The organism is Nostoc paludosum FACHB-159 (assembly GCF_014698835.1).
In the GTDB taxonomy this organism is placed as follows: domain Bacteria; phylum Cyanobacteriota; class Cyanobacteriia; order Cyanobacteriales; family Nostocaceae; genus Nostoc; species Nostoc paludosum.
The window spans coordinates 108,433-132,546 of the sequence record NZ_JACJTU010000002.1 but is presented as its reverse complement, the minus strand read 5'-3'; the positions used below and the strand labels follow the sequence as shown (position 1 = coordinate 132,546).

Genomic DNA, 24,114 nt, shown 5'->3' with positions numbered 1-24,114 from the left:
GTTTTCATGCCCTGTTTGCTTCCCAAATCAGGACTTGCGTTTGCACATTGTTTGTGAAATACTACTTTTAAAATACGGTAAATCGGTAAAGATTAAGTATTTTACTGAATTTATCAAAAAAGACCCCTACCTCAAAGCAATTGGAAGCTAATCTCAAACGATGACAAACACAGAAATTCGCACTAGTCAGGTTAAAGTCCCCAACGGTGATTTACAAATTGATGCTTACTTAGCAGAACCGACACAAAAAGGAACTTTCCCAGCGGTGATTGTGATTCAGGAAATCTTTGGGGTAAACATACACATTCGGGAAGTTGCGGAGAAATTTGCCAAAGAAGGGTATGTAGCGATCGCTCCGACTTTGTTTCAACGCACTGCTCCCGGTTTCGAGGCTGGATACAATCCTGAAGATATCCAAAAAGGGAGACAATATAAGGAGCAAACCAAAGCAGAGGAAATATTGAGCGATATTCAGGCTGCGATCGCTTATTTGAGAAGTTTACCAAATGTGCAAGGGGATGCGATCGGTTCCATTGGTTTCTGCTTTGGTGGTCACGTCGTTTACTTAGCTGCCACATTACCAGATATTAAAGTTACAGCTTCCTTTTATGGTGGTGGGATTACAAACTCAACTCCCGGCGGTGGAGAACCTACCATCACACGCACTCCCGATATTAAAGGCCCCATCTATGCATTCTTTGGTTTGGAAGATCAAGGAATTCCCTTAGAACACACACAACAGATTGAAGCTGAATTAAATAAATATCAAATTACCCATGCAATCTTCCGCTACGAGGGAGCAGGACATGGTTTTTTCTGCAACCATCGCGCTAGCTATAATCCCGAAGCTGCTGCTGATGCTTGGAAAAACGTTGTAGAACTGTTCCAAAAGAATCTTCAGTTGCAAACTGTCTAAATCTTTGTGTTAAAAGCAATAGCTTGTAGGGACGCAGAGCTTGGCGTCCCTACTAATGAACATAGCAAATAAAAATCAAGTATTACACCCATGATTACCGCTTTCAAACAGCCACGAGTGAAAATTTTTCAAAAGTTTTCCCTATTCGTATTACCTGGATTATTAACAATCTCAACGACTTTAGTTAGTTGCTCAGTCGAAACCCCAAAAGCAGACAATAAAACTACTGGGTTTCAAGCCAAAGTTGTTCGCATGGGATATCAAAGTTCTGGCGATATTGTCAGACTCAAAGGATTGATTGAAAAGCGTTTACAACCTTTAGGCGTTTCTGTTGAATGGGCGCAATTTGCTGCTGGCCCACAACTTATGGAAGCGATGAATGTGGGTAGAGTTGATATTGGTTCTGTAGGGGAAACTCCACCGATATTTGCTCAAGCTGCTGGGACATCTTTAGTTTATATTGCTAGCAATCAACCAAGTACTGGTAAAGGAAGCGGCATTATAGTTCAAAATAATTCACCTATTCGTACTTTAGCTGACCTCAAAGGCAAAAAAATAGTTTTTCAAAAAGGTTCTGCATCGCATTATTTATTAGTAAAAGCTTTAGAAGAAGCTGGTTTAAAATATAGCGATATTCAAGCCTTGAGTCTACCTCCTTCAGAAGCCCGTGATGCATTTATTCAAGGGAAAATTGATGCTTGGGTAACTTGGGACCCTTATTTAGCAGTGGCACAAAAAAAGGCAAATGCCCGTGTTTTGAGAGATGCTAGCGGTATTTCTACTCAAGGCGGATATTACATGGCAGCGCGAAAGTTCGCTACAGAAAATCCCAAATTAGTGCGATTAATCCTTGAGGAAGTAGATAACACAGGTCAATGGGCTGACAAAAATCGAGCGGAAGCAGTAAAACTTATTGCTCCTCATTTGAAAATTGATGAAGATATTTTAACAACAATGGTCTCAAGACGAAATTACGGTTTAAGACCAATTACTCCAGAAATCATGGAAAATCAACAGAAAATTGCTGATTTGTTTACTAAGGAAAAAATAATTCCTAAATCTATCAATATTCAGGAAGCGATGCTGACTACTGAACAATATGCAGCTATCACACCCGAAACTATTAGTCAGAAATAGCATTAGATAGTGACTAATTAATTCGTAATTCGTAATTAAAGAGGGTAAAGCATCATTAATGATTAATGGAAAAGTAAAATATGCGCCATGAATATTTCAATAAACTGCCGTTAAGCATGGGGTAATAATTACGAACTACGAATTACGAATTACGAATTATTTTGACCAATGAATAAATTTGGAACAGGGGATTATGGAAGTTTTTTGGTATTTGCCTACACAGGGAGATGAGCGTTATTTAGGGACTACAATTGGCAGGCGTCCAGCGACTTATCCTTATATGCAGCAAATCGCCCAAGCTGTTGATAAATTGGGTTACGGCGGGATGTTAATTGGTACTGGACAAAAGCAGGATACTTGGATTGTAGCTAGTTCTTTGATTTCAGTTACCGAACGTTTGCGGTTTCTTGTGGCTTTTCGTCCGGCAATTATGTCGCCTTCTTTAGCAGTGAGGATGGCTGCTACTTTTGACCAGATTTCTAATGGCCGAATTATTTTAAATGTGGTGACTGGTGGCGATATGAAAGAACTAGCTAAAGATGGAATTTTTCTAGCTCATGACCAGCGTTATGAACTGACTGATGAATTTTTAACAATTTGGCGATCGCTAATGCAAGGTGATGAAGTAACCTTCAATGGTCGTCATCTCAAAGTTGAAGGTGCAAAACTGCAATTTCCTCCGGTACAAAAGCCTTATCCAACTTTATATTTTGGCGGTTCTTCTGATGCTGCTCTCCAAGTTGCTGCTAAACATATTGATGTGTATTTAACTTGGGGTGAACCACCAAATCAAGTTGCCGAAAAGATTGCCAAGGTACGCCGATTAGCCGCAGAACAAGGTAGAACGGTACGTTTTGGGATTCGGATGCATGTCATAGTCCGGGAAACTACGCAACAGGCTTGGGATGCAGCTAACGAATTGATTCAGTATGTGGATGATGAAGCGATCGCTGCTGCACATCGGCGCTTTGCTCAATCGGAATCAGAAGGACAACGCCGTATGGCACAACTACATAATGGTAGTCGCCAAAACTTAGAAATTAGTCCCAATTTATGGGCAGGTGTTGGCTTAGTGCGTGGTGGTGCTGGAACTGCCTTGGTAGGAGATCCAGACACAGTTGCAGCGCGAATGCTGGAATATACCGATTTAGGTATTGATACCTTTGTATTTTCAGGGTATCCCCATCTGGAAGAAGCCTATCGAGTCGCAGAATTATTGTTTCCCCGCTTACCAGTGCAAACGCCGGCGTTGGCATTACCGCAACAAGTTGCAAGTACATTCAGCGAATTCGTTACCAAAACTGATTTACTCAAACCACAGCCTGTTTAAAGGGCATTGGGCATTGGTTATTAATTTCTTCTAAATAGGAGAAACAGAAATAATGAGTACGAAAAAACGTCAACTCAGGCTAGGTGCATTTTTATCAAGCAGTGGTCATCATATAGCCTCATGGCGGCATCCTGAAGCACAGGCTGATGGTGGTTTGAATTTCCAACATTACAAAAGGCTGGCACAGACGGCAGAACGCGGTAAGTTTGACATGATCTTTTTTGCAGATGGTGTAGCTGTCCGCGCTCGCAATCAAGAACCTGACGTTTTTAGCCGTAATGGTAAACTCGTGCAGTTTGAACCCCTCACCTTGTTGTCGGCTTTGTCTGTGGTTACAGAAAACATCGGTTTGACGGCAACAGTATCGACTACCTATAACGAGCCTTATCACCTTGCTCGGAAGTTTGCCTCGCTAGATCATCTCAGTGGTGGTCGTGCTGGTTGGAATCTTGTCACCTCTGCCACTGAAGCGGAAGCCCTGAACTTCAACCGGGAAAAGCACATGGAGCATACCCTACGCTATGAGCGTGCCCGTGAGTTTGTAGATGTGGTAACAAAGCTTTGGGATAGTTGGGAAGATGATGCTTTCCTCCATGACAAAGAGTCGGGTATTTACTTCGATCCAGATAAGCTACACATTCCCAACCACAAAGGCGAACATTTTTCAGTGCGTGGCCCTTTGAATGTTGCCCGTCCCATCCAAGGTTACCCGGTGATAATTCAAGCTGGGTCATCTGAAGATGGTAAAAATTTGGCTGCTCAAACGGCGGAGGTAATTTTCACTGCCCAGCAGACCCTTGCAGAAGCCCAAGCTTTCTATGCAGATGTCAAAGGAAGATTAGCTCAATATGGACGCTCTCCTGACCATCTCAAAATTATGCCTGGTGTGTTCCCGGTAATTGGCAAGACTGAACAAGAAGCTAAAGACAAATTCGATCGCATTCAGGAATTGATCGATCCGGTGGTAGGTTTAAATTTGCTGGGAACGATGATTGGCGGATTTGACTTATCTGGTTATCCTCTGGACGGCCCACTGCCAGATTTACCAGAGACAAATGGTGGTAAAAGTCGCCAGAAACTCTTGATTGATTTGGCTAAAAGAGAGAATTTAACCATTCGAGAACTGTATTTATGGACAGCTGGTGCGCGTGGCCATCGTCAGATTTTGGGTACACCAGAACAAATTGCTGACCAGTTAGAAGATTGGTTTGTCAATGGTGGGGCGGATGGATTCAATATTATGCCCCCTTGGTTACCCGGAGGCTTAGATGAGTTCGTGGATTTGGTGATTCCTGAATTGCAACGTCGGGGTCTGTTCCGCACAGAGTATGAAGGAGCAACTTTACGCGAGAATCTTGGTTTACCTCGTCCGGTAAATCAGTTTAGCAAAGTTAGCGATCGCGAAGTGGCGATCGTCTAATTCCTGATAAAGCGATTTTTGCAGCAAAAAGGCTCAAGCATTCCTGCCTGAGCCATAATTCAATACGGTTCAGTTAAAGATTTTTTCGAGAACCATAGACTTGTAGAGACGTTGCAATGCAACGTCTTTACATTGTTCTAAATCTTTAAATTTTAGTAACGATTGCGGAAGTTACTGTTTCCCCGGTTACCACCAAAGGAACCTCTGCTTTCTTTGGGCTTAGCCTTATTTACTTTCAGGTCGCGTCCCATCCACTCAGCACCATCGAGAGCATCAATGGCAGCTGTTTCTTCGGCATCTGTGCCCATTTCCACAAAACCAAAGCCACGCATACGACCTGTTTCGCGATCGGTAGGTAACTGAACCCGCTTTACAGAACCATATTCTGCAAACACAGCATTCAAACTTTCTTCTGTAACTTCATAAGAAAGATTGCCTACATAAATTGACATAAACTGTCTCCAAAATCATAGAGTTGTAGAGATTTAGATTTCGGAGAAAAGTCTGTGAATACCAAAAGGAAAAAGCCTGTCAATAATAAAAACAAACAAGGTCACCGAATCAATTCTCATTTTTTATTCTTACATAGTAGGTAAGTATTTAGGCAGACTTTTTATAACTGTTACGAAAAGTAATCTAAGCAATTCCTAGCTCCGTAACTGGAAATCATTAAACCTCAAATCCTTTATTTTTAATAGTTTTGAAGCGTTACCGCGACCTATACATACTAAAATAATTTAAGCATCTCACTCAAGCTAGATATTTGAGCATCTGGAATACAGATATCTTCTGAGACAGTTTTTCTGGAACGATTAATCCAAATACCTCTGATGCCGATTTTCTGCACTCCTTTAATTAAGTAGGGTTATAGTCATAATTTTCTAGTTATTTTTCAGGTTTAATCAAACAGTTACATTGGCATTCTTCACCATATTTGTCTAATTTGATTGTGTATATATGGTAAATAAACAAACGATACAGAACTACACAAGTGTAAAAAATTTGTATTAGAAAATTAGTGAAGATTTTGAATCATTCACTAATTAATTTTGAATTGAAAATGCTGAATTGTGTATCCTTATGTAAATTCTCAAGGCTTAACTTCTGAAGGAGTCACAGCAGTATATTCTTCAGAAGAAAGCGTTGCTTCTCTAACATTAATTTTCTTAGTGATGAATTTCTGTTCATAGAACAAGTCAGCAATTTTTTGCTGTCCTGATAAGACTTCTTGACTCAAAGGTCTTAATGTGTAAAACCTGCGTTTTGATACGAGTTCTAGTGTTGGAACATCAATTTTTGCTTCTGGCGAAATCAGTGTGGCAACTTCTCGTGGGTTGGCTTCAGCCCATTTGCCGATGGTGTTGACTTCTTCCAAAATAATTTTCACTACCTCAGGGTTATCTTTAACGAAATTACGCGAACCTAACCAATAGCCTCCTTGGGTTGTAATTCCTTTACCATCTCGGATAACACGAATACTGCCAGTTTTCTGAAATAGGGCAAGGTGCGGGTCACCAATGACAGCTGCATCAACACTTTTACGTTCAAATGCTGCACGAGTTTCTAATGGTGTGAGGTTGATATGTTTAATATCGCTAAGTTTTAATCCTGCTTCTTCCAGAACTTTAATGACGAAGTATTGTTGTGCTGTAGCTCTTTGAAAGGCTAGTCCTTTACCTTTGAGGTCAGCTATTGTCTTGATGGGTGAATCTTTATCGACTACAACAGCAGTTCCTTCACCGGTTCCAGGTTTGCTGCTAGCAACATAAACGAAAGGTACGCCAGAAGCTTGAGCAAAAATAGGCGGAGTTTCACCCACAAAACCAAAATCTACGCTTCCCACATTCATTGCTTCTAGAAGTTGCGGCCCAGCAGCAAATTTTGACCATTCAACTTTAATCCCCAGCGGAGCTAAACGTTTTTCTAATACTCCTTTAATCTTCAGTAGATCTCCGGCCGTCATATAGCCCATCTGGAGGACTTTTGTCTTAGTGCTAGTCTTGGTGCTATTAGAAGCGTTAGCAGCTTGCTCTGATGTATTTGGCGCTTTACAACTAACTAAACTTGTCGATAATGTGAATACTCCACCTACTAAGAATAGTAGAAAGTAATTAAATTGCTTGAAACGAGATTTGCTGGATATTTCTACCATAATGCACTAGGAAGTGTTGAATGTTTTTGTTTTTTCAGCACTAAATATTTGCCCTTTGTACTAATGACAATTGGCTGAAAAATTATATGAAATTTGTAGCCGTTTAATTCAATTAAGCAGCTTTGCAAATGTCGGATAATCCAGTTCGGCTTTTATTTACGGTAAGTCGATAGGATTGCAGTATTTTGTATTTGCACGGATATTATCATAGACTCTTTCAAGAATCAAGCAGCAGATTTAAGCGCACCACTAATTGGGCTAAAAATTAATCAAACGAACTCAACATACTCAATAATTGTTCCATCAGGATGCATAGCTCGCATATTAATTCCAGTGGGGACTTTGTTAGGTTCGGTCAGAATTATTGCACCTTGCTGAGTCAGCGCTTCTCGAAAATCATTGAGTGAGTCAACAAGAAATGTTGCGTGTGTACTTTTGAAGGGAGAGAGTGTTTCGGCTGAACCGGCAATTAAAAGAATAGAACCAACGCCAGCCAGTTCCAACTCGGTTTCGGAATATTGAAACCACAACCAGCATTTTTCTGTAAAGAGGTTTTCATAGAAAGCGATCGCCTCATCCAAGTCTATGGGGCTAAGATAGACTCTAGTTAGTACTTTAAGAATTTGCATTGCGACCTGTCTATTAGGTGGCTATTGTATTCGATCTTGCTAGGAAATTCGGGTATTGACCACCCAAAGGACTACCTTGGAAACCTTTCCAACGCAGCGGCCGCTTTTGAGTGCTGAATTATTACCTTGAAAACAGGTCTTCACTCTGTGTTCGCCTAGTTCAAGATAACGTTACTCGCCATCACTCAAAATTCATTCCATTTCTACACCTTTAGACCAGTCTCAGTCATCTGTATGGTTATTACGAATATATATACATGCTTAAGTATCAGTACATACTTTCAGAAGTGTGTAATATCATATTGGGTTGAAGATTTATCATTTTATAGGCAATAGGCAATAGGCAATAGGCAATAGTAAATATAACTCTGTTTAATTTTAGCAGTTTTTTGCCAAGTAATAGATTGCTGAATTCTAAATTTGGGGTTCTCAATTCTTATTCAAGATCTTAAGAAATTTATTTAAAGTTGTTTGATATTTGTCTCCAGCTTCCCATAATAAATCATTATGACTAGCCTGCTCAACCCAGAAAGACAGTTTTGGTGATGATGCGGCAGCAAACAATTTTTCTCCATGAGCAAAAGGAATAATTTCATCTGCTTTGCCATGTACTACTAATACGGGACAGTTAATATTTTTAATTTTGTCAATATTAGAAAATTTATCAAAAGGTAAAATCCGAAATGGTACTATTACTTGAAATGCTGAAATAAAAGTACTTTCAATGATTAAACCTGCTACTGGTCTGTGGGCTGCTAAATTGACAGCAGAACCACCCCCAACAGAACGTCCCCACACTATAATTTTTTGGGGTGATATTTTTAAGTCTTTTGTCAAATAGTTATAAGCGCTATCAATATCCTGATAAGCATTCTTTTCTGTGGGGACACCTTCACTTGTACCATAGCCGCGATAATCATAAGACAAAACGCTAAAACCCCAAGCGTATAATTGCTCTAGAGTTTGTTTAATATTACCTAAATCTTCTGCATTCCCATGAGCATAAAGAATAGTATAATCAGCTTTAGGGTTGTACAAATATCTAGCAGAAATTTTTGTGTTATCAATAGTTGTTAATTTGAAAATTTCTTGATTATCTTGATAACTAGAGGGTTGGGGAAGAAAAATCATGCTGTCTGCTCTGAAATAGACATAGACACCAAAAAATACATAAATAGAAATTAGAGATTTCATCAATCTCTGCCAGGTTAAATCCCCGATTATTATCTTTAGTAATTGCTTTTTATTCATATAAGAAAAAAATTGATAAAATTATCCTCTACAAGAGGGCTGAGAATTTCTTATTTACATCTTTCCCCATTGTTGAGTCAGGCTAACAGATGTGGTGTAAAATAATGATTCAGGTAAGCTAGGCGATCGCCTTGGCTCAAGGATGCACAAAGCCCTGTTTAGAGTAGTGCAGGCAAGGCATCCAACAAGATGTTACTGATTTTGCTAGGTAATTGGAAAAAACATGAGTCTGCTTGTATTCAACATAGGCCCTCACCTCATTGGCCTGCATTTGAAACATAAAACTTAAAATATGTTTATTATCCTTTAAAATCATTTGCAGAGATTTAGGTACCAAATATGGCTGATATTGTTGATATTGCTGTTAATGCTGAGTCTTTCAAAACACTAGTAGCGGCTGTACAAGCTGCTGGTTTAGTAGAAACATTAAAAAGTCCCGGCCCTTTTACTGTCTTTGCTCCCAATGACGATGCTTTTGCTAAGTTACCACCCGGAACCATTCAAACTCTGTTACAAAATATTCCGCAGCTAACGCGGATTTTAAAATATCATGTCGTTTCTGGAAAGCTCTTTGAGACAGATTTGGCACAACTTGGGACGGTGAATTCTGTCGAAGGTTCACCGATTAAAATTAGTTCTTCTGATGGTTTTGAAGTTAAAAATGCCACAGTTTTGGCAGCAAATATCGAAGCTGATAATGGTGTAATTCACGTTATCGATACAGTGATTTTGCCCGGTTAATTTAGTTAGGGTGGGCGTTTCCCACCCTAATTATGCAAAATTTTTAGCATTCATTAGCATTAACTATTGTTACTATAAGAACTTAATTAAATTATTTAAATAATGTTAAAATTTCAATTTACTTACTCTCGACCTATGCTAAGGTAGATTTCAATATATAGAAATAAGTTACATTAAATTATAGGTTTCTAACATTATCCCCAGGATCTTGATGTTCGATTTCAACACCCTAGCTGAGTTATCTCGCGCCAACTGCGTCAGCATTTGTACATTTCTTGTACCAGCAAATTTGTTGGTGACAATTTTGACAATGGTTCTGACGGCACTACGTCGCCCATCACATCAAATCTGGCAGTCTGCGGCAATTGCCAGCTTTTTTGCTTCTGTGATGATCTTGCACGTATATACTTGGTTTATAATTGGCGTGGTGATGCCTCCTACTTTTATCTTGATGTCTTTAGCGATCGCCTGTTTGCTAACTAATTTGGCAGCAATTATTTTTCACAGACGCTACAGTAACACCCCTAGTTTTTCCAATAATGCGTGATATTTTTTGTCATTTGTCTTTTGTTTAGAGGCTTCCAAATAACAAATATCCAATTATTTCTTGTGGGGTGGGCATCTTGCCATTAGTGTCAACTTAACGTGAAACCTTTGTCATGAGGTAGTTTTGAATTCACTCATTTACGAGTTCGATCCCCGTTACCCCACCCCGGTTTTGTCTAAAGCCAAAACCTCCCCTCCCCTTGCCAAGGGGAGGGGTTGGGGGTGGGGTAAAACGATTGTGGGGCAAGAGCTTGAGCTTAAGTTGACACCGATGGCATCTTGCCCGCCCCACAATATTGGATAATTTATTTATTAGAAATCCCTTATTCACTAATAACTAATGACTAAACCAATTATTTGGGTACATGGAGACTGTCTGAGTCCATATAATCCCGCGCTACAAGAATACCCTGATGCTCCTGCTATTTGGGTTTGGGACGAGGCTTTAATTGAGGAATGGCAGCTTAGTCTTAAACGCTTGACGTTTATTTACGAATGTTTGCTAGAGTTACCTGTTGTCATTCGCCGTGGTGATGTTGTACAAGAAATTGTGGCTTTTGCTCAAGAACAAAAAGCAGACTTAGTGGTGACAGTAGATAGTCCGAGTCCCCGGTTTGATGATATCTGCAATCAAATTGAACGTTCCATAAAATTGGAAGTGTTAGAGGTAGAGCCATTCTTTGATTATGATGGCTATATTGATTTGAAACGGTTTTCCCGCTATTGGAAAGTGGCTCAAAATTATGTTTTTGAGTAGGTGAATTGTAGAATTGTGATGTATGGCGATCGCTAAAAGCTTGACCAGACTGAGATAATGTTGGCAAATCTTTGAGGCTTTTGCTACACAAGAATGCTTTTAATCCCTGAGTTCTGAATTCTATCGTTTACTTACAATACTGCCTCAAACTTTTGTAATCATCTGGATGACTGAGAAAATAGTCTTGAAGCCATCGACATCCTCGTGCTAGTAAATCATCTAATTCCAAACTCCACAAAATTACTTTACCATCTTTACTAGCAGAGGCAATAAATTTTCCATCAGGGCTGAAGCTGACGTTGTTTACTGAACCTTGATGTCCAATTAATGTAGTAATGGGAATTCCATCTTTCTTCCAAAGTTTGATAGTTTGGTCTGTACTTCCTGAAGCTATTATTTCGCCATCGGGGCTGAAACTGACGCTATTTACTGAACCACTATGTCCAGTCATGGTAGTAATTAAAGTCCCATCTAACTGCCAAAGTTTGATAGCTTGATCCCTACTTGCCGAAGCTATAATTTTGTTGTCAGGACTAAAATTAATACTATTAATATCCTTTCTATGTCCAGTCAAGGTAGTAATTAAAGTTCCATCTAATTGCCAAAATTTAATAATTCCATCATCGCCACCAGAAGCAATAATTTTACCGTCGTGGCTAAAACTGACACTTGTTACCCAATTTTTATGACCATTGAGAATTTTAATTAAAGTTCCGTCCCACTTCCAGAGTTTAATAGTTCCTTGGTCAGTACCAAAAGCAATTATTTCGAGGTTTGGGCTAAAACTAACACTTGCGATTCCAATTTCATGCCCGGTTAAAGTATGAATTAAAGTTTCATTCTGCTGCCAAAGTTTAGCAATTCCTTTATCAGTACCAACGGCAATAGTATTACTTTTGGGGCTAAAACTGATATTATTTACCCAACCTTTATGCCCTCTCAAATTAGCAATTAAATTTCCATTTTGCTGCCATAGTTTCACAGTACCATCGTCACCGCCAGAAGCAATTATTTTACCATCTCGGCTCAAATTCAGGGTGGTTATCCCGCGTTGATGCCCAGTTAATGTAGTCATCATATCTGCGTTTAGCTTCCAGAGTTTCACAATTCCGTCCTCACTACCAGAAGCAATAATTTTGCTATCTGGGTTCCAAGCCACACTAGCTACTGAATCACCATGTCCAACTAAAGTATTAATTAAAGTACCATCGAGTCGCCAGATTTTTACAGTTTGGTCACTACTACCAGAGGCGATTATTTTACCATCTCGGCTGAAACTAACAGTATTTATTCTACCTGTATGCCCTTCAAAAGTTTTAATTAAAGTACCATCTTTTTGCCAAAGTTTAATAGTTTGGTCATCGCTACCAGAAGCAATATTTTCTCCATCTGCACTAAAACTAATGCTTGTCACCCAACCTGTATGTCCAGGGATGGTTGTAATCAAAGTACCGTCGGTTTTCCAAATTTCAATATTTCCTTCTTCATTACCAACAGCAAGAATTTTACCATTGTGATTGATATTAAAGCTTGTAATTTTATTACTTTTGAGTGAGATAGTTTTAATTTGATTAACATCTAGCTGCCAAAATTTTACAGTACCATCTTTGCTGACAGAGACAAGAGTATTATCAGAACTAAATTTAGCACCAACTGTCAAACTCTGATATTCCGAGAGGGTTTTAATCAAATTACCATTTTGCTGCCAAAGTTTAATAGTTCCGTCTTGGCTAGCCGAAGCAATGATTTTGCCGTCGGAAGTAAAACTAATACTTTTTATCTTATTTTTATGTTCAGAAATAGTAGCGATCGCAGTTCCATTATCATGCCATAGTTTAATAGTTCCATCATCGCTACCAGAAGCAATTATTTTACCATCAGGACTGAAAGTTAGATTATTGAGTATTGTTTGACCGCTCTCAAATTGATTATATTCATGAATATTTGTGAGAATATTCATTAAAGCAGACAAAGGAGCTATTGTTTGATATTCTCCCACAGACAACTGATTTTTTACCAGTTGTTTTAAATCTTTTCCAGCCTGCATAGCTAAAAGTAAAGCGTCCAGTTGTTTAGACTGAAATTGTTGTGTAGCATTATAGCTAATTTGTGTAAGTGTTGTGCCTTCCTTGGCGGTGTGTAATTGATTTTGCCCTACAACCACACTTATAAAAATCATCAGAATTGCGATAGTTCCGCCAATCCAAACTATATATTTTGCTTTTTTATTCGCTTGAGCTAATTTTTGTTTAGCGATTTGACTAGCTTGGGCTAATTGTTGGTTAACTTCAATTTGAAATTCTGTAGCAACTTTTTGACTTTCTTGTAAAAACTCATAATCTAAATTACTTAAACTTTTGCCAATTGCCCATACTAAAGCTTCGTCCAAAGCTTTCCCTCGTAATAGCCAGGATGAATCTTGTTGGGAATTCAACCAGTTATTAATTGCTTGGCTATAAGGACGGAGTTTATCTAATTGTTCTCTGAGCCAGGTTTGATTAAAAATTGCTTCGTAAATCGGATTATATACTTTTAAATAACCGTCTTGCTTGACTACTAAACCTGATAGCCTTAATTCTGTTTGTTCTGGGCTGCTATCTATCAAAACACCCTTGCTTGAGCGTAAAACTTGCTGATATAATCCGAGTAATCTGCCAGCTTTTTGCTCATTTTGTAGTAAGCGATCGCGGATTGTTCTTAAATGCTCTGGTTCATCTTGAGCTTCCCAATTTTCGATGATATAATTTTGCACTAATTCATCAACATCGAGATAACTACTTTCTGTTTCTTGTACAATTAAACTGCATAACTTTTGAGTTAAAAATGGTTGTCCAGCACTCCACTTTAATATATCTTGTAACACCGCTTCTGGATGCTCTACCTTATCCGCTAACCCTGGAATCAATGCATCTTTAGCTTCTGCAAAACTAAAGCCAGTTAATTCTATAGAACTACCAATATTAAACGGCGTGCGTTCTCTTTCTTGAATCAAATCTCCTGGTGTCGCTACTCCCAGCAAACAAAAAGTTAAACGCTCATATTTTGGATATTCAGCGCGGAGATTATAGCAAGCGCGAATTAAAGCAAAAAAATCATCTTTGAATTTACTTTTAATTAAAGTATCAATTTCATCGATAAAAATGATAATGTGAGAATTAAATTTATTTAATAGCAATGACTCTAAAAGTAAGTTTAATTTCTGTATCTCTGTCCAAGAGTCATGCTCTAACCACCAGCTATTAAAATCTATATCATCTATTTCAAAACTAGATAACAGCTGATTCGCAAAACCTTTATACCATTTTTCCGGGTTACTATGACTACCAAGAATCGTTAAATCAATAGAAGCACATTTAATCCCTATCGTCTTCAGTTTTTTGATTGCTTGAACTCGCAAACTAGATTTACCCATCTGACGCGAGTTAAACACAAAACAATATTCCCCAGCCTTCAGCAATTCAAATATTTGTGCATCCGCCTTTCTGACTACATAAGTGCGATGATTAGCATTTAAACTCCCACCAACTTTATAATAATTATTAAACTCCATTCCTCTCTCTGCGCCTTTGCGTCTCTGCGTGAGTTAAAAAGAATTACAAGCGATCGCCAAAATATTCATGATACAATTTACATCGTGCTACCACACAATTATTACTAAACTGAATCACTCCCATGCTATCCAATTGATAAATTTGTCTATTTTTTCGCTCCACTTTAATTCCTTGACTATTACTTACTATCTCTTTAAATACCCTCCCCAACTCTGGATTTTCTTGAAAAGTCTCCAAATGTCGGCGTAAATGTTCAGTAAAAATTCCAGCATCTGTAGTAGCCTCTTGCAGCAATTCTCCAATAGCGACATCCTGACATACCAAATAATAAAGTGCTAACCGCACCAAATAAGGATGTCCCCCCACTAAAGACATAATCGGCAGAATATTGTTACTATCTAACCCATGTCGAATAGCTAAACTCTTCACCTGTTCCTCAGTAAACTCCTCCAACCTAATTGGTAATCCCACATTAAAAGGAGATTGATTAATATCTAAGCGTCCATAATCTTCCGTAGAATGTGCTACTAATAGTCGCAACTTTTCCCATGTCTGTGATTCATTAGAATTTTCATTCCAATTACGCAACATGGGAAAAAAGTTTTGATAAATTTCTGGATATTCAAACAATTTATCTACTTCATCTAAAGCTAAAACTAAAACACCATCCAATTGTTTGAGCAACTTTTGAAAAGTCATAGTGCAGTTCACCATACTGGGAATATCCGTATCCCAAACTGTTAACCCAGGTGCTGAAGGTAATTGATTAATTACATAAGCATAAAAACTGCGGAGAAAATCATTAGCATTAGTAAACTTATTTTTTTCTATTAAACTAAAATTTAAATAAACCTTACTATAACCACTTTTTTTAGCTTCAGCCATAATTCTTTTCAGCAGCGAAGTTTTACCCATCTGCTTAGGTGCTTTAATCCGAATTAATGCCCCTGGTTCTTTAATAGCAGTATAACAACGAGATTCCACAGGAGAGCGTTCTTGATAAAAAGCAGAATTTAGTGGTTCCGGCCCTTCTGGAAAGCGAATATTTTGGATAATATGCCCACATTTTTCTAAAGCTTTAACACTAACTAACTCAGGCTTATATTTAGCAAACATCTCAATCAGATTACAACGATAATCTGGTTCAGTTTCAGGAGGAAAGCCAAATTTAGTAGATATATTTCTTAGTTGATGGCTAGCTGTAGAACGATGGGTAGCGCCAAGTTCTTTGGCTATTTGTTCATCTGTTTGCCCAGCTAAAAATAAAGGCAATACTTTCTTTTGTTTTGGCGTCAATTCATTCTGATATATATTTTCAAACTTTTCTTGATTTATCGGCATTTTTCTATTTACAATCTTTCTTTTTGAAACACCAGTAAATTCTAAATATTAGGCTAAAGTCATAACGCACCATGTCACATAGCAGGTTTAAATAATTTTTAAGAATAAATTATTCAATTTTGTGGAGTGGGCATCTTGCCGGTCCGTAATGATGGGCGGGCGAGACGCCCACCCTACAAGAAATAGTTGGATATTGTTTTATTTGGAGTCTAAGCGCAGAGGTACAGAGAACGCAGAGAGAAATGTGATATTTTCATAACTCATTTACATTGCCATAGCAGTGCGCTAGGCGTTTTAACTATACTTTTATGTTAAAAATTATATCGAAACATACGCTTAATACACTATACATTGTTAATCATCATCAAAAAAATTAATATTTACTTGTTGAATTACGTTGTAACTTTTAGTTTATCAAGTTTTTGCTACTCACTAAAAATGGTGAAGAAAACTTCACCTTAATGGCTGTGTGACTGAAATAGATGAATTTTTGCTCAAATATGGAGTTGCATGTAAATCTGATTTTAAGATGAATCTCAACAATCAAATTATATTTTCTCTATACTAATTGTGCTGGTTTAGAGACAATATCTGATTGCCAATTATTCCAAAAACCATGTTTTTCATAATTGAACGACAAAAATTATGCAACTAAAACCAATCATTTCTCTATTAACTGGCTGCGCTTTAACTACTGTTTGCGTCACTTCAATGGTTAGTCAAGCGAAAGCTGATGATGAAGTTCGTTTTATTTGCGCTTTAGGTTACGACCAAGTAACTAATCTACGCTTTCCCACTACTTATGCTTGGACATCACGAGGTAAAATTGCAATTATACGTTGGAAATATGCGTGGTTTAATAGTAAGAATGTTACCCCAGAACAGCGTTGCGAACAAGTCTCATCTCGATTCCAGACTGCTTACAACAATCAAAGTTTAGCTTATATCACTAACAGTAAACTCAACAATCAACCAGTGATTTGCACAGCCAAAGAAGTAGATGCACCTTGCAATACTACACTGCTAACTCTACGACCTGAAGACGATCCTCAACAAATTCTTGAAGACCTTAAAGAGATTCTTAGAGGACGTGCTACCAAACCCATAGAACATAGTTCAAAACAAGAACCAGTTTACTACAAAATTGATATTAATAAATTTTTGCAAACAGCCCCCGTTGAGAAAGAATAATATCAACTTCGGCTAAATACAGCCCTGTAAAACTCTGCGTAACCTCCGCGCTTACCTTTGCGTTCCTCTGCGTTTAAAAATCAAACCTTAATTCACCACCCTGATTGAGGAAAAATTCACGCAGAGGCGCAAAGAATAATTTCTACTCTTATTTAGCAACGCCTAAATTTTATCCAAATAAAAAAATGAACAAACTAAATTCATTGATTATCGCTATTTTAAGTACTTATTTAGTACTCCCTAACGTCTACGCTGCAACATTCCACAAAGTAGCTAATCAATCTACTTCTCTATTGGTAAATAACTCTCTATCCCCAGAAAAAATTCGTCAAATAGCCCAAGCTATCACTGTCAAAGTATTAAGTAGCAACAAAGGTGGAAGTGGAGTATTAATTAGCAAACAAGGAAAAACTTACACCATCCTCACCAACGCCCATGTTATTAGTAGCAAACGAACCCATAGCATTCAAACATTTGATGGCAAAACTCATACAGCTACAATTATTAGCCGTGGGAATTCTTTAACTGGTAATGATTTAGCTTTATTGCAGTTTGAATCTCAAGAAAACTACCAAATTGTTTCTTTGGCAAGCACCTCTAATTTATCAGAAAATCAAGAAGTATTGGCTGCTGGCTTCCCTGATGATAGCAAAGAATTAGTCATCACCAATGGCAAAATATCTCTGTTATCTGAACAACCATTAATTGGAGGTTATCAAATTGGTTATACCAACGAAATTAGGCAAGGAATGAGTGGGGGAGCGCTATTAAATCAAGAAGGTAAATTAATTGGGATAAATGGATTAACAAACAATGCTATTTTAAACGAAGCTTATAGCTATCAAGATGGAACTCGCCCCAGTGCCGAACAAATTCAAAAATTTAAGCAATTTAGTTTTGCAGTCCCCATTCAAACTTTAGCGAAAGTTGCACCCAACTTAGCAATTATTCCTCCAGAATGGCACAATCAGCAACAAGCACAAAAACCGTCAGTGGGGAATACATTTGTTGATAAAGTTAATAACATTGCTGGACAAATTACCGTGCGAATTGACTCAAAAAATCACGGTAATGGTTCAGGAGTTATTATTGCTAAACAAGGGCAGACATACTATGTAGCTACTGCGCGTCATGTAGTAGAAAATCCAGATAATTACGAGATTGTTACTCCAGATGGCAAGCAATATGCAATCAAACCAGAAAATATATTCAAGCCAAAGGAATTAGACGCAGCAATTGTTAAGTTTACTAGTAACCAAACTTATTCAATCGCCACGATTTCTACATATAATCTTTCATTTAGTGATGCCTTTACTGAGATAAAAAGACCGTGGGTATTTGTATCTGGATTTCCTAAAACCGATAGAGGTAATCGAAAATTAACTCCTGGATTCCTTTCTATAGGAGAAGCATTAGTAGCACGTTCAGAAAGCAGTGAGTTATCGCAGGCGTTCTTAAATCGAGGTTATAGGCTGGTATATTCAAATTTATCATTACCTGGAATGAGTGGTGGGCCAGTATTAGATGTTATGGGGCAAGTCATTGGAATTAATACAGGAATTGAAAATCCAGAAATCAGCGACATTCAAATAGGTTTTGGCTATGGAGTACCCAGTGGTAGCTTTTTGAGCTTAGCTACACAAGCAGAATTAAAGAAAGAATCATTAAAAATCAGTGGTACTAAAGCGCCAAGTATCAATGATTCGGAAATTGATTTATTACAGAATCATCCTTTATTTGCTATCCGAAAACCATCAGCAAATGCTAATGAATTAGATTGGCTGAAATATGCAAATCAAGTATGGCGTATTAGAAAATTTTCTGAAGCTATAACTATTTTACAAGAAACTATTAAGCGTAATCCCAACTTTTATCAAGCTTACTATGCTCTTGGTTTAGTACTAGGAGATGGTGGTAAAGACCCGGAAAAAGCTTTAGTTGCTTTTGATAAAGCAATTATGCTGAAACCTGATTATTATGAAGCTTGGAAATTTAAAAGTTTTGCACTAATAGAACTCAAAAAATACTCCTTGGCTTTAGCAGCAATTGATAAAGCTATTGAGTACAATGACAGCGATTTAGGTCTTTATTTACAACGGACTTCAATATTATTTAACTTACAACGATATCCAGAGGCGCTGACAACAATTGATAAAGCGATTGAGATTCAGCCGTTTTATTTTAGCTATTTACTACGAGGTTCTCTACGGTTTGTCTCGCAAGATTATCAAGGGGCACTGTCTGATGCTAATCAAGTGATTAAACTCCAGCCTGATTTTGCTTTTGCTTACGGTATACGGGGTGCTAGCCGCGCCTTTTTGAAAGACACTCAAGGCGGACTAGCTGATATGAATCAAGCATTCAAACTCGAACCTAATAATCCACAACTCTACTTAGTGCGAGGTTCTCTCCGTTATGAATTGAAAGATTATCAGGAAGCGCTTTCAGATTATAATCAAGCGATTAAACTTCAGCCTAATAATGGACAAGCTTACTTATCGCGGTCTCAAGTCCGCTTTAATTTAAAAGATTTTGATGGAGGTTTAGCAGATTTTCGGCTTGGTGTTCGCTTTCTCATCAAAGATAATCAGGGAAAATTGCCTGATAATCTCAATGCAATTATTAAACAGGCTAACAACGGAGGAAGTTACTTTTTACGCGGTATTGTTCGTTCTGAGTTAAAAGATTTTTCAGGAGCAATATCAGATTATAATCAAGCGATGAAACTCGGATTAAATGATGTAATAGTTTATTTAAATCGTGGTGATATTTACGTTCAGTTAAAAGATTACCCAGCAGCGCTAGCAGATTATAATCAAGTAATAAAACTTCAACCTGATAATGCTGATGGCTACTTTTACCGGGGCGTTGTCTACCAAAAACAAGGAAATGATAACGCCGCATTATCAGATTACAACCAAGCCTTTGCTAAAGATGAAAAATTTGTACCAGCTATTATCAACATTGGCTACATCAAATATGAAAAAGGAGATGTAGAAGGGGCAATACAGCAGTGGCAAAAAGCAGTGGAAATTAATGGTAAATTAGCAGAACCACAAATGGCATTAGCAGTTGCTTTATATGCCAAAGGTGAACGACAAAAAGCCCTAAATATGGCACAAGCAGCCTTGGGTTTAGATAAAAGCTTTGCTGATGTTGAGGTTCTCCAAGAAAATCTTTGGGGGACGCGCTTGGTTGACGAGGCGCGAAAACTTTTGACAACTCCTAGTATTCAAGCTTTCATCAAGCAGTAACTTAGATTGAGCAATAATTCAAAATTTACTAGAGATTAAATATCTACTTTTTAGTATGAATCATTATCAAAAAATTATCATCGCCATTTTAAGTAGCCTGTTCATATTCCCTACCGCCTACGTTGCGAAATCCCAGCCAGTACCTAATAAAGCTACTTCTGTATTGGCAAATAACTCTCTATCCCTAGAACAAATTCGTCAAATAGGCCAAGCTGTTACTGTAAAGGTATTGAGTAATAATAAAGGTGGGAGTGGAGTATTAATAAGCAAACAAGGGCAAATTTACACTATCCTCACCAGTGCCCATGTTATCAGTAGTAAAGGAACCTACCGTATTCAAACACCCGACGGTAAAACCTATACAGCTACAGTTATCACTCAAGGTAATTCTTTAAAAGGTAATGATTTAGCTGTATTACAATTTCAATCTCAAGCAAACTATCAAATCATACCTTTAGCTAGCAACTCTAATTTAGTAGAAAATCAAGAAGTATTGGCTGCTGGCTTCCCTGATGATAGCAAAGAATTAGTTATAACCGATGGCAAAATATCTCTATTATCTGAACAACCATTAGTTGGAGGTTATCAAATTGGTTATACCAACGAGATTAAACAAGGGATGAGTGGAGGGGCATTATTAAATCTATCAGGACAGTTAATTGGGATAAATGGATTACTGAATAATGCTATTTTAAATGAGGCTTATTACTATCAAGATGGAACTAAACCCAGCGCTGAACAACTTAAAAAATTGATACAACTGAGTTTTGCAGTACCTATTCAAACTTTAGCAAAAGTTGCACCTAACTTAGCAATTATTCCTCCAGAATGGCGTAATCAGCAACAAGCACAAAAATCGTCAGTGGGGAATACATTTGTTGATAAAGTTAATAACATTGCTGAACAAATTACCGTGCGAATTGACTCAAAAAATCACGGTAATGGTTCAGGAGTTATTATTGCTAAACAAGGGCAGACATACTATGTAGTCACTGCGCGTCATGTGGTAGAAAATCCAGATAATTACAAAATTACTACCCCAGATGGCAAGGGATATGCAGTGCAAGCCGAAAACATTGTTAAGGCAGAGGGATTAGATGTAGCCCTTGTCAAATTTACTAGCAATCAAACTTATTCAGTCGCAACTATTGCCAAGTATAACCTATATTCATCATACAGCAAAAAACGGTGGATATTTATATCTGGATTTGCTGAAAAATTAGGTGGAAAATCGAAATTTACAGCAGGCTTACTTTCCAACCCAGAAAGAGTATTTGCTCGTGCAGAAAGCCTAGATTATTTAAATTTTGTGATTGATCTTGGCTACCAACTGACTTACTCAAATCTGACGCAACCAGGAATGAGCGGGGGGCCAGTATTAGATGTAATGGGACAAGTAATTGGAATTAACACGGGTAGTGAAGGAAAGATCAGCCATGAATTTGAACTCGGATTAGGTTTAGGTGTGCCAAGCAATAGTATTTTGGATATAGCCATAAAATCGGGACTGAAGCCAGAAGTTTTGAAAATAGCTACTAAAGCCCCACCAAGACTAACAGAAACACAGGTTAATTTGCTGCAAAATCATCCTTTATTGATTGCCCAAAAGCCTCAAGAAAATGCTAGTGAGTACGATTGGCTAAATTATGGTAATCAATTGTGGCGCCTAGAAAAATATACACAATCAGTAGCAGCCTTGCAACAAGCTATTAAGCTCAAACCCGATTTTTATCAGGCTTATTATGCTCTGGCTGCATCACTATATTCTGAGGATAAATTTCCAGAAGCTTTAGCAGCTATTGAGCAAGCAATCAAAATTCAACCAGAGAATGATGAATCTTGGTCATTAAAATCTGACATTTTGAAATATTTAAAAAACTACTCAGAGTCCCTAGCAGCAATTGATAAGGCAATTGAATATAACGATGGTAATCTTAACTATTATGTTACACGCAGTATGAGACTAGATGACTTGAAACGCTACTCAGAAGCATTAGCACCAATAAATAAAGCTATCCAGATAAAACCTCTGTACAATTACTACAGTTGGCGGAGTTTTCTCCGCATTCGGTTAAAAGATTATCAGGGGGCATTAGCTGATGCAAATCAAGTGATTGAACTTCAACCTGATTATGTTCATGCATATTCTAATAAGTACCTTGTCCACTTTCAATTACAAGATTATCATCAGGCACTAGTTGATATAAATAAAGTCATTCAACTTCAACCTGCCTATGTACTAAATTACGATTTTCGGAGTTCGGTTCGCTTTCATTTAAAAGATTATCAAGGAGCATTAGCTGATTGCAATCAAGCAATTGAAATCGACCCTGGAGATGCAACAGGCTATATGTGTAGAGGTTTTGTTCGTACTTTAGGTTTGCCCAATCTTCAAGCAGCGCTGGCAGATTACGATCGAGCTATTAAACTCGAACCTGACAATTCTCAGAACTATTTTTACAGAGGTTCTGCACGCAGTGTTTTTAAAGATTATCAGGGAGCGCTGCCAGATTTTGATCGAGCAATCAAACTTGACCCTAACAATGCCCCTGCTTACATAAGTAGGGCTGGTGTCCGCAGTGAATTGAAAGATTATCAGGGAGCATTGGCAGATTACGATCGAGCTATTAAACTTGATTCCACGCTTGAAATATTGACTTTAGCCTACACTTATCGGGGCGATTTACGTAATAAATTAAATGACATCAAGGGGGCGCTGGCTGACTACACTAAAGCCATTGAACTCCAACCTAATAATGCAAAAACTTACGTATCTCAGGGGAATGTAAATTTAAAGTTAAATGACCTTAACGGGGCGCTGGCTGATGCAAATCAAGCAATTAAATTGCAACCTGATAATGCCGAAGCTTATATCTTACGCGGTGGGGTTCGCTATAAATTAAATGACGTTCAGGGTGCGCTAATAGATCTTAGTAAAGGTCTTGAACTTCATCCAGAAGATGCAAAACTCTATGCAGCAACCTATGCAGTTCGGGGTGATATTCGCGCTCAGTTAAAGGATTATCAGGGGGCACTTTCTGATTATAATCAAGTAATAAAACTTCAGCCAGATAATCTCAATGGATACTCGTTTCGGGGTCGTCTTCGCTCTCAATTGAAGGATTATCAAGGGGCGCTCTCTGATTACACTCTAGTTCTCAAAATTCAGCCAAACAATGCAGAGGCTTATTTACTGCGAGGTGAAGTTTACGTTCAATTAAAAGATTATCCAGCAGCACTTTCCAATTTTAATCAAGCGATAAAATTACAGCCAAATAATCCACAAGCCTACTTTGGACGGGGTGTTATCTACCAAAAACAAGGCAACGATCGCGCTGCATTATCAGATTACAACCAAGCCCTTGCTCAAAATGAAAAATTAGCAGCAGCTATTATCAATATTGGTTACATCAAATACGAAACAGGAGATATTGAAGGAGCAATACAACAGTGGGAAAAAGCAGTGCAAATTAATGGTGAACTACCAGAACCACAAATGGCACTGGCAGTTGCTTTATATGCTAAAGGTGAGCAACAAAAAGCCCTAAACATAGCACAAGCAGCCTTGCGTTTAGACAAAAGCTGGGCTGATGTGGAAGTTCTCAAAGAAAATCTTTGGGGGACGCACTTGGTTGATGAGGCGCGAAAATTATTGGCAAGTCCTAGTATTCAGGCTTTCGTCAAGCAGTAGGAGGGGTTCTTATGTTGAGAAAAATTTCACCTAAATGGCGATTTTTTTGATGTTGAAGAATTTATTCTCAAATTCCCAGTTGGTTTGGTGAATTAGAATAAGATGCTTATTAGTTGAATATTTGATGTCTCACGCAGAGGCGCAGAGGCGCAAAGAAGAGATTAGCGGATTTGTATTGTTACTCTGGTTATTGTATTTATTAAGGAT

Annotated in this window: 16 protein-coding genes; 10 read left to right on the top strand and 6 right to left on the bottom strand. The window is 38.0% G+C overall.

Features of this window, described 5'->3' with window-relative positions:
- Positions 1–160: 160 nt before the first annotated feature.
- The 4 genes from H6H03_RS03015 to H6H03_RS03000 all read left to right on the top strand — a co-directional run bounded on the left by H6H03_RS03015 (position 161) and on the right by H6H03_RS03000 (position 4,803).
- Positions 161–916 carry a dienelactone hydrolase family protein gene (locus H6H03_RS03015; RefSeq protein WP_190953659.1) on the top strand — a complete coding sequence of 252 codons (756 nt, stop codon included), beginning with the start codon at positions 161–163 and terminating at the stop codon, positions 914–916.
- Positions 917–1,006: 90 nt separating this feature from the next.
- Positions 1,007–2,053, top strand: coding sequence for a sulfonate ABC transporter substrate-binding protein (locus H6H03_RS03010; protein ID WP_190953658.1), 1,047 nt, complete (start codon positions 1,007–1,009; stop codon positions 2,051–2,053).
- A gap of 193 nt (positions 2,054–2,246) precedes the next feature.
- Positions 2,247–3,383 (top strand): FMNH2-dependent alkanesulfonate monooxygenase, encoded by a 1,137-nt coding sequence (gene ssuD, locus H6H03_RS03005; protein WP_190953657.1) that lies wholly within the window; start codon positions 2,247–2,249, stop codon positions 3,381–3,383.
- Positions 3,384–3,435: 52 nt separating this feature from the next.
- Positions 3,436–4,803: an LLM class flavin-dependent oxidoreductase gene (locus H6H03_RS03000; protein WP_190953656.1), complete on the top strand. Its 1,368-nt coding sequence runs from the start codon at positions 3,436–3,438 to the stop codon at positions 4,801–4,803.
- A gap of 152 nt (positions 4,804–4,955) precedes the next feature.
- Here H6H03_RS03000 and H6H03_RS02995 read toward each other — a convergent pair whose 3' ends face one another.
- The 4 genes from H6H03_RS02995 to H6H03_RS02980 all read right to left on the bottom strand — a co-directional run bounded on the left by H6H03_RS02995 (position 4,956) and on the right by H6H03_RS02980 (position 8,835).
- Positions 4,956–5,255 carry an RNA recognition motif domain-containing protein gene (locus H6H03_RS02995; protein WP_190953655.1) on the bottom strand — a complete coding sequence of 100 codons (300 nt, stop codon included), beginning with the start codon at positions 5,253–5,255 and terminating at the stop codon, positions 4,956–4,958.
- Positions 5,256–5,893: 638 nt separating this feature from the next.
- A complete protein-coding gene (locus H6H03_RS02990; RefSeq protein WP_190953654.1) occupies positions 5,894–6,955 on the bottom strand; it encodes an aliphatic sulfonate ABC transporter substrate-binding protein in 1,062 nt (353 codons plus the stop codon).
- Between the two features lie 269 nt (positions 6,956–7,224).
- The gene (locus H6H03_RS02985) at positions 7,225–7,584 is read right to left on the bottom strand and encodes a VOC family protein (protein WP_190953653.1); all 360 of its coding nucleotides are present in this window, start codon (positions 7,582–7,584) and stop codon (positions 7,225–7,227) included.
- A 429-nt stretch (positions 7,585–8,013) separates the two neighbouring features.
- Complete coding sequence (locus tag H6H03_RS02980; RefSeq protein WP_190953652.1) at positions 8,014–8,835, bottom strand: alpha/beta hydrolase; 822 nt, start codon at positions 8,833–8,835, stop codon at positions 8,014–8,016.
- 339 nt (positions 8,836–9,174) lie between these two features.
- On the opposite strand from H6H03_RS02980, the gene H6H03_RS02975 reads away from it, so the two are divergent.
- The 3 genes from H6H03_RS02975 (at position 9,175) to H6H03_RS02965 (ending at position 10,879) form a co-directional block, all read left to right on the top strand.
- Complete coding sequence (locus tag H6H03_RS02975; protein WP_190953651.1) at positions 9,175–9,576, top strand: fasciclin domain-containing protein; 402 nt, start codon at positions 9,175–9,177, stop codon at positions 9,574–9,576.
- Positions 9,577–9,787: 211 nt separating this feature from the next.
- A complete protein-coding gene (locus H6H03_RS02970; RefSeq protein WP_190953650.1) occupies positions 9,788–10,123 on the top strand; it encodes a hypothetical protein in 336 nt (111 codons plus the stop codon).
- Between the two features lie 339 nt (positions 10,124–10,462).
- Positions 10,463–10,879, top strand: a complete 417-nt coding sequence (locus tag H6H03_RS02965; RefSeq protein WP_190953649.1) for a hypothetical protein — start codon at positions 10,463–10,465, stop codon at positions 10,877–10,879.
- Between the two features lie 127 nt (positions 10,880–11,006).
- Here H6H03_RS02965 and H6H03_RS02960 read toward each other — a convergent pair whose 3' ends face one another.
- Together H6H03_RS02960 and H6H03_RS02955 are read right to left on the bottom strand one after the other, a co-directional pair.
- Complete coding sequence (locus tag H6H03_RS02960; RefSeq protein ID WP_190953648.1) at positions 11,007–14,429, bottom strand: WD40 domain-containing protein; 3,423 nt, start codon at positions 14,427–14,429, stop codon at positions 11,007–11,009.
- A 43-nt stretch (positions 14,430–14,472) separates the two neighbouring features.
- The gene (locus H6H03_RS02955; protein ID WP_199338707.1) at positions 14,473–15,771 is read right to left on the bottom strand and encodes an AAA-like domain-containing protein; all 1,299 of its coding nucleotides are present in this window, start codon (positions 15,769–15,771) and stop codon (positions 14,473–14,475) included.
- Positions 15,772–16,416: 645 nt separating this feature from the next.
- Between H6H03_RS02955 and H6H03_RS02950 the strand changes: the two genes are divergently transcribed.
- The 3 genes from H6H03_RS02950 to H6H03_RS02940 all read left to right on the top strand — a co-directional run bounded on the left by H6H03_RS02950 (position 16,417) and on the right by H6H03_RS02940 (position 23,907).
- The gene (locus tag H6H03_RS02950) at positions 16,417–16,962 is read left to right on the top strand and encodes a COP23 domain-containing protein (protein WP_199338704.1); all 546 of its coding nucleotides are present in this window, start codon (positions 16,417–16,419) and stop codon (positions 16,960–16,962) included.
- 185 nt (positions 16,963–17,147) lie between these two features.
- Positions 17,148–20,216 (top strand): tetratricopeptide repeat-containing S1 family peptidase, encoded by a 3,069-nt coding sequence (locus H6H03_RS02945; protein ID WP_190953647.1) that lies wholly within the window; start codon positions 17,148–17,150, stop codon positions 20,214–20,216.
- 55 nt (positions 20,217–20,271) lie between these two features.
- Entirely contained in the window at positions 20,272–23,907 is a 3,636-nt protein-coding gene (locus H6H03_RS02940) for a serine protease (RefSeq protein ID WP_190953646.1), read from the top strand.
- The last annotated feature ends 207 nt before the right edge of the window (positions 23,908–24,114 follow it).

Bases quoted from the DNA above. Each gene is read 5' to 3' on its own strand.
- H6H03_RS03015 (WP_190953659.1), top strand. From the start codon at position 161: ATGACAAACACAGAAATTCGCACTAGTCAGGTTAAAGTCCCCAACGGT.
- H6H03_RS03010 (WP_190953658.1), top strand. From the start codon at position 1,007: ATGATTACCGCTTTCAAACAGCCACGAGTGAAAATTTTTCAAAAGTTT.
- ssuD (WP_190953657.1), top strand. From the start codon at position 2,247: ATGGAAGTTTTTTGGTATTTGCCTACACAGGGAGATGAGCGTTATTTA.
- H6H03_RS03000 (WP_190953656.1), top strand. From the start codon at position 3,436: ATGAGTACGAAAAAACGTCAACTCAGGCTAGGTGCATTTTTATCAAGC.
- H6H03_RS02995 (WP_190953655.1), bottom strand. From the start codon at position 5,255: ATGTCAATTTATGTAGGCAATCTTTCTTATGAAGTTACAGAAGAAAGT.
- H6H03_RS02990 (WP_190953654.1), bottom strand. From the start codon at position 6,955: ATGGTAGAAATATCCAGCAAATCTCGTTTCAAGCAATTTAATTACTTT.
- H6H03_RS02985 (WP_190953653.1), bottom strand. From the start codon at position 7,584: ATGCAAATTCTTAAAGTACTAACTAGAGTCTATCTTAGCCCCATAGAC.
- H6H03_RS02980 (WP_190953652.1), bottom strand. From the start codon at position 8,835: ATGAATAAAAAGCAATTACTAAAGATAATAATCGGGGATTTAACCTGG.
- H6H03_RS02975 (WP_190953651.1), top strand. From the start codon at position 9,175: ATGGCTGATATTGTTGATATTGCTGTTAATGCTGAGTCTTTCAAAACA.
- H6H03_RS02970 (WP_190953650.1), top strand. From the start codon at position 9,788: ATGTTCGATTTCAACACCCTAGCTGAGTTATCTCGCGCCAACTGCGTC.
- H6H03_RS02965 (WP_190953649.1), top strand. From the start codon at position 10,463: ATGACTAAACCAATTATTTGGGTACATGGAGACTGTCTGAGTCCATAT.
- H6H03_RS02960 (WP_190953648.1), bottom strand. From the start codon at position 14,429: ATGGAGTTTAATAATTATTATAAAGTTGGTGGGAGTTTAAATGCTAAT.
- H6H03_RS02955 (WP_199338707.1), bottom strand. From the start codon at position 15,771: ATGCCGATAAATCAAGAAAAGTTTGAAAATATATATCAGAATGAATTG.
- H6H03_RS02950 (WP_199338704.1), top strand. From the start codon at position 16,417: ATGCAACTAAAACCAATCATTTCTCTATTAACTGGCTGCGCTTTAACT.
- H6H03_RS02945 (WP_190953647.1), top strand. From the start codon at position 17,148: ATGAACAAACTAAATTCATTGATTATCGCTATTTTAAGTACTTATTTA.
- H6H03_RS02940 (WP_190953646.1), top strand. From the start codon at position 20,272: ATGAATCATTATCAAAAAATTATCATCGCCATTTTAAGTAGCCTGTTC.